Below are 6,694 nucleotides of genomic sequence, written 5' to 3' on the forward strand. Positions count from 1 at the left end.
TAAGACATGACAAAAACTTCTACAATTTTCTACACGCTTACAGATGAAGCACCTGCTTTAGCAACGCGCTCATTTTTACCAATCGTAAAAGCGTTTACAAAATCATCTAATGTTAATATAGAAACTAAAGATATATCTCTAGCTGCCAGAATATTATCTGCTTTCCCAGATTATCTAACAGATGAACAAAAAGTTTCTGATGCCTTAGCAGAATTAGGAGATTTGGTAAAACAGCCAGAAGCCAACGTCATTAAACTACCAAATATCAGTGCGTCAATTCCACAGTTAACAAATGCCATTGAGGAATTACAAGCTAAAGGTTATGCTTTACCAGATTACCCAGATGAGCCTGAAACAGATGAGGAAAAAACTATAAAATCGCGTTACGACAAAATAAAAGGGTCTGCTGTAAATCCTGTACTTAGAGAAGGGAATTCAGACAGACGTGCACCTAAAGCCGTTAAGAATTATGCTAAGAAAAACCCTCATCGTATGGGAGCTTGGTCGTCAGACTCAAAAACGCATGTTGCTACAATGAGTGCTGGAGATTTTGCACATAACGAGAAGTCTGTGACTATAGAAAGTGCAACTTCGGTAAAAATTGTACATACTGCTACAAACGGAACGCAAACAATATTAAAAGATAATTTAGCTTTACTAGAAGGTGAAATTATTGATGCAACTCGCATGAGTAAAAAAGCATTAATTTCTTTCCTTGAAGCACAAGTTAAAGATGCTAAAGACGAAGGTGTCCTGTTTTCATTACACATGAAAGCGACAATGATGAAAGTTTCTGACCCAATTATTTTTGGTCATGCAGTGAGAGCATTCTTCAAACCTTTATTCGAAAAACACAGCAATACTTTTGAAGAAATTGGTGTTGACGTTAATAACGGTTTTGGTAACCTAATTGAAAAACTAGAAGAATTACCAGAAAATAAGCGTCAAGAAATTGAAGCAGATATTAAAGTCAATATAGAAAACGGACCGGATTTGGCCATGGTTAATTCTGATAAAGGAATTACGAATCTTCATGTACCAAGTGACGTGATTATTGATGCTTCGATGCCAGCAATGATTCGTACTTCAGGACAAATGTGGAATGCAGAAGGAAACCAACAAGATACCAAAGCCGTTATTCCAGACAGTAGTTATGCTGGTGTTTATATTGCAACGATAGATTTCTGTAAAGAACATGGTGCTTTTGACCCAACGACTATGGGTACAGTTCCTAATGTAGGTCTTATGGCCCAAAAAGCTGAAGAATACGGTTCTCACGATAAAACATTTGAAATAGCAGCTGAAGGAAAAGTTGAAGTTATTGATGCTAATGGTACAGTATTAACATCTCATGAAGTTGAAGCCGGAGATATTTGGAGAATGTGTCAAACTAAAGATGCGCCAGTTAAAGACTGGGTAAAACTTGCCGTAACTAGAGCAAGATCTTCGCAGACACCTGCCGTTTTTTGGTTAGACCAAAATAGAGCACATGATGCCGAATTGATTAAAAAAGTAAACAAATACCTTCCAAATCATGATACTGAAGGTTTAGATATAAGAATTTTAGCACCTGTTGAAGCTACTAAATTTACTTTAGAACGTGTAAGAGCTGGTGAAGATACTATCTCTGTAACAGGAAATGTGTTACGTGATTACTTAACAGACCTTTTCCCTATTTTAGAATTAGGAACTAGTGCAAAAATGTTATCTATAGTTCCATTAATGAATGGTGGTGGATTATTTGAAACTGGTGCTGGCGGTTCTGCACCTAAGCACGTTCAGCAATTTGTTACAGAAAATCACTTACGTTGGGATTCTCTAGGTGAATTCTTAGCACTGGCAGTATCATTAGACCATTATGCAGATTTTACAAATAATGAAAAAGCTAGAGTTCTTGGTGAAGCATTAGATAACGCTACAGAGAAATTGTTACAAAACAAAAAAGGGCCATCTCGCAAGGTTAACGAATTAGATAACCGTGGCAGTCACTTTTATCTTGCATTATACTGGGCTGAAGCTTTAGCTAATCAAAATAAAGATGCTGATTTAAAGCACGAATTTTCTGAAGTATTCAAAAATCTTCAGGCAAAAGAAACTGATATTTTAGAAGAATTAAATACCATTCAAGGCGCTTCTGTTAATATTGACGGTTATTATTATCCAAACGAAGTACTCACGAGTAATGCCATGCGACCTAGTAAAACGCTGAACGCCATACTCAATTAAACTTAAGTTAAAAAAGCCTCATCTCAAATGAGGCTTTTTTATTTTTACATAAAAAGAAGCTAATGAGAAAGTTCCTACTTGGATTTTTATTGATTTTACTTACCTCCTTTTCTCTAATTTCAGCTCAAAACAAGTTTACACTCAGTGGAATTATTACTGATAATAAAACTACAGAAACACTAATTGGTGTTAACATTATTATACCAGAACTTAGAAACGGAACCGTTACAAACGAATATGGTTTCTACTCCATTACTTTAGAAGAAGGCACCTATAATGTCCAAATTAGTTACTTAGGCTTTAAGACCTTAACGCAGACTGTTGAACTAAATAAGAACACAACTCTAAACTTTAAACTTGAGGAATCTGCCGAAAGCCTAGACGAAATTATTATCACCGAAGATGTTGAAAAACTCAACATTCGTAAACCTCAAATGAGCGTAAATAGCTTATCTATAAAAACAATCAAGCAAATGCCTGTTATTTTAGGAGAAGTAGATATTATAAAGTCTATCACGCTTTTACCAGGAGTTACAAATGCTGGTGAAGGTTCTTCGGGGTTTAACGTCCGTGGTGGCTCTGCAGACCAAAACTTAATTCTTCTTGATGAGGCAACGATTTTTAATTCATCTCATTTATTTGGTTTCTTTTCGGTGTTTAACCCAGATGCTATAAAAGATATTAAACTCTACAAAGGTGGAATACCTGCAAAATATGGTGGTCGTGTCTCCTCGGTTTTAGATATTTATCAGAAAGAAGGAAATAATGAAGAGTTTCATCTCAATGGTGGTATAGGATTGGTATCTAGTAGACTTCTGGCAGAAGGACCTATCAAAAAAGGAAAAGGTTCTTTTCTTTTTGGAGGTAGAAGTAGTTACGCACATCTATTTTTACCACTTTTCGATTTAGACAATATCGCATATTTCTATGATTTAAATACTAAACTCAGTTATCGATTAAATGAAAAAAATAGCATTTATCTATCTGGCTATTTTGGTAGAGATGTATTTGCTTTAGGAGATAGTTTTACAAATACCTATGGAAATACGGTATTAAATTTTAGGTGGAATCACTTATATTCAGAGAAGTTGTTTTCAAATCTATCATTAATATACTCCGATTATTTCTATGGCTTAACTCTTGATTTTGTTGGATTTGATTGGGAATCAGGTATTAGAAATTTCAACCTTAAATACGATTTTAAACATTATATCAGTGACAGGTTTAAACTAGAGTACGGACTTAACAGTATTTATTACAAATTCAATCCTGGAGAAATTTCTCCAATTGATGAGAATTCAGGAATAAATCCAGATAAACTCATCGATAAATATGCTTTTGAAAACGCTGTATACATCGATGCCGAGCATAAAATATCCGACAAGCTCTCGCTGGCATATGGCGCGCGTTTAAGTACATTTTATAGATTAGGTCAAGATGAAATAAATATTTACGAGAATAACAATCCTGTTCTCTTCAATCAACAATTACAGGTTTATGAAAAAGCCGAGCCTATCGGTACAGAGTCATTTAGTAGAAGTAATGTTTTAGAATCCTTTGCCAATATTGAGCCACGTGCTTCACTCGCTTATCAATTAAATGAGTCGTCTTCGGTAAAAGCAAGCTACAATCGCATGTCTCAGTATTTACATTTGCTATCTAATACTAGTTCTCCTACACCGCTAGATGTATGGACGCCAAGCGGGCAATTTATAAAACCTCAGATACTCGACCAATTTGCTGTAGGTTACTTCAAAAGTTTTAATGATAATTTATATTCATTAGAAGTTGAAAGCTTTTACAAAACTATTGACAACCGTATAGATTACATAGATGGTGCTAACTTAATAGCTAATGATGCCATAGAACAAGTAATTTTAAATGGCGAAGCACGAGCATATGGTTTAGAAATACTATTAAGAAAAAACGAAGGTCGTTTCAAAGGTTGGCTAGCTTACACACTATCCAAGTCCGAACAACGTACTCCAGGAAGAACTCCTTTTGAAACAGGAATTAACAATGGACAATGGTATAATACGCCTTGGGATAAAACACATGACATTACACTTACAGGGTCTTATGAATTAAATGACAAATGGACAATCAATAGCAATTTTTTATATCAAACAGGTATTCCTGCTACATTTCCTAACGGTCAATATCAGTTCAACGGAATTACAATTCCTGTATACGAAGCAAGAAATTCTAGTCGATTGACTGATTACAATAGACTAGACTTATCGTTAAATTATAACGCAAAACCAAATTCAGATAAAAAATTCAAAGGACAATGGGTCTTTAGTTTATACAATTTATATAACCGAAGAAATGCCACTAACATTACCTTTCGCGAAAATAGAATGACAGGTAGAAACGAAGCCACGCGGTTAGCCATTTTCGGAATTGTTCCAGCAGTAACCTATAATTTCCAGTTTTAAGATGAAAAAAATTATAGCCATATTCTTAATAGTAATCACCACAATATCGTGTGAGGATGTTATCGAAGTAGATTTAAATGAAGGACAAACACGCCTTGTTATAGATGCAGGCATCAATTGGTTTAAAAATACCTTAGGAAACGAACAGAGCATCCGTTTATCATTAACAGCTCCTTTTTTCGAAGACAATATTCAACCCGCAAACGGAGCTATTGTATCAATTTCAGACACTAACGGTAACATCTTTAATTTTGAAGAAGATGGAAGTTCTGGCGTTTATCAAAACAACACTTTTATACCTTTAATCGATGGAGTTTACACGCTTTCTGTTTTTTATAATAACGAATTATATACAGCTACTGAAACACTAAAATCTGTAGCACCTATAGATTTTATTGAACAAAAAGATGATGGCGGATTTTTAGGAGAAGATATAGAACTTAAAGCATTCTACACTGACCCTGCCAACATAGAAAATTATTATTTCTTTGAATTTATTAGTGATATACCCGTAATCCCAACCCTAGAGGTTTATGAAGACCGATTCACTGATGGTAACCAAATTTTCGGGTTTTATACAGAAGAAGAATTAGAGCCGGGAGATGTAGTTACCATTCGAAATTATGGTATTACAGAGCGCTTCTATAATTTTATGTTTATTCTTTTACAACAAGGAAGTGAAGAAAGCGGTGGACCTTTCGAGACACAGCCAGCAACAGTACGTGGTAATTGTGTTAATCAAACTAATGCAGATAATTTCCCATTTGGCTATTTCAGGCTATCAGAAGTCGATGAGGTTATTTATACAATACAGTAGTAGAATTATTATGGCGTTACCTCGATAAATCGGGTCGGGCTATTCACAACAATCTTTTGCTTTTAAAAAGCAAAAGGATTTCCACTATTATCCCTAACGCGAACAAATTCATTATTTTTATAAAATGAATTTTGAAAAAACAACAGAAAAAGAATCTCACTATAATGACCTCGAAAAAATGTCCATTCGAGAGGTCATCACAAATATTAATACAGAAGATAAATCTGTTCCATTAGCTGTTGAAAAAGCGCTAACACAAATAGAAACACTTATAGAACAAACTGTTTCAAAACTTAAAGCTGGAGGTCGTATCTTTTATGTTGGTGCTGGAACTAGTGGAAGACTTGGAATTTTAGATGCATCCGAATGTCCTCCAACTTTTGGAGTATCTCACGATTTAGTTATAGGATTAATTGCTGGTGGGGATACAGCAATAAGAAAGGCTGTAGAATTTGCAGAAGATTCTACAGAACAGTGCTGGAATGATTTAAAAGCTTACAACATTTCAAAAGAAGATATTGTTATTGGTATTGCAGCTTCTGGCACAACACCATATGTACTTCATGGACTTAAAAAATGTAATGAGAATAGCATTACTACCGGATGTGTTGTTTGTAATCATAATAGTCCAATATCAACTACGGCAAAATATCCAATAGAAGTTATAGTAGGTCCAGAGTTTGTTACTGGTAGTTCAAGAATGAAAGCTGGTACTGCCCAAAAACTTGTTCTCAATATGATTACCACTACAACTATGATTCAGTTGGGTAAAGTAAAAGGAAACAAAATGGTAGACATGCAATTGAGTAATCACAAATTAGTAAATCGCGGAATGCAAATGCTCATGGATGAGCTCAACATATCAAAAACTGAAGCTAAACAGCTTTTAGATAAATATGGTAACGTTAGAAACGTTTTAAAACAAAGTAAATATGGAAGAAACTAAAAGAACAGATAAGGAAGTTTTATCAAAAGGTATACGAATTATGCTTATTTGTTTATTGTTAATGTTCGCCGGACCTACAGTAGTTCATATTGCCTTTTCAAACGATGATAAACCACTTTATATTCCATTGTTAATTCTAGGTATTCTCTTTTGTGTCGGAGCTATCTTTACTTTATTCAAGGGTATCCAAACGATTATGATTAGTTTATTTGGAGAGAATCGTAAGTGAGAGCCTTCTTTTGTTTTTATTAATTATAATAAAATACT

Annotated in this window: 5 protein-coding genes; all 5 read left to right on the forward strand. The window is 34.5% G+C overall.

What is annotated here, in order from left to right:
• Positions 1–6 precede the first annotated feature (6 nt).
• The 5 genes from BUB95_RS13885 (at position 7) to BUB95_RS13905 (ending at position 6,656) form a co-directional block, all read left to right on the forward strand.
• Positions 7–2,226, forward strand: a complete 2,220-nt coding sequence (locus tag BUB95_RS13885; protein WP_073087627.1) for an NADP-dependent isocitrate dehydrogenase — start codon at positions 7–9, stop codon at positions 2,224–2,226.
• A gap of 62 nt (positions 2,227–2,288) precedes the next feature.
• Positions 2,289–4,664: a TonB-dependent receptor gene (locus BUB95_RS13890; protein WP_073087629.1), complete on the forward strand. Its 2,376-nt coding sequence runs from the start codon at positions 2,289–2,291 to the stop codon at positions 4,662–4,664.
• 1 nt (position 4,665) lies between these two features.
• On the forward strand, positions 4,666–5,481 hold the full coding sequence (locus BUB95_RS13895) for a DUF4249 family protein (protein ID WP_073087631.1): 816 nt from the start codon (positions 4,666–4,668) through the stop codon (positions 5,479–5,481).
• Positions 5,482–5,605: 124 nt separating this feature from the next.
• A complete protein-coding gene (gene murQ, locus BUB95_RS13900; RefSeq protein ID WP_073087633.1) occupies positions 5,606–6,427 on the forward strand; it encodes an N-acetylmuramic acid 6-phosphate etherase in 822 nt (273 codons plus the stop codon).
• Positions 6,414–6,656 carry a DUF6095 family protein gene (locus tag BUB95_RS13905; RefSeq protein WP_073087635.1) on the forward strand — a complete coding sequence of 81 codons (243 nt, stop codon included), beginning with the start codon at positions 6,414–6,416 and terminating at the stop codon, positions 6,654–6,656. The genes murQ and BUB95_RS13905 overlap by 14 nt, the downstream gene beginning before the upstream one ends.
• The last annotated feature ends 38 nt before the right edge of the window (positions 6,657–6,694 follow it).

The sequence above is a fragment of the Winogradskyella jejuensis genome (assembly GCF_900129745.1).
GTDB classification, from domain to species: Bacteria; Bacteroidota; Bacteroidia; order Flavobacteriales; family Flavobacteriaceae; genus Winogradskyella; species Winogradskyella jejuensis.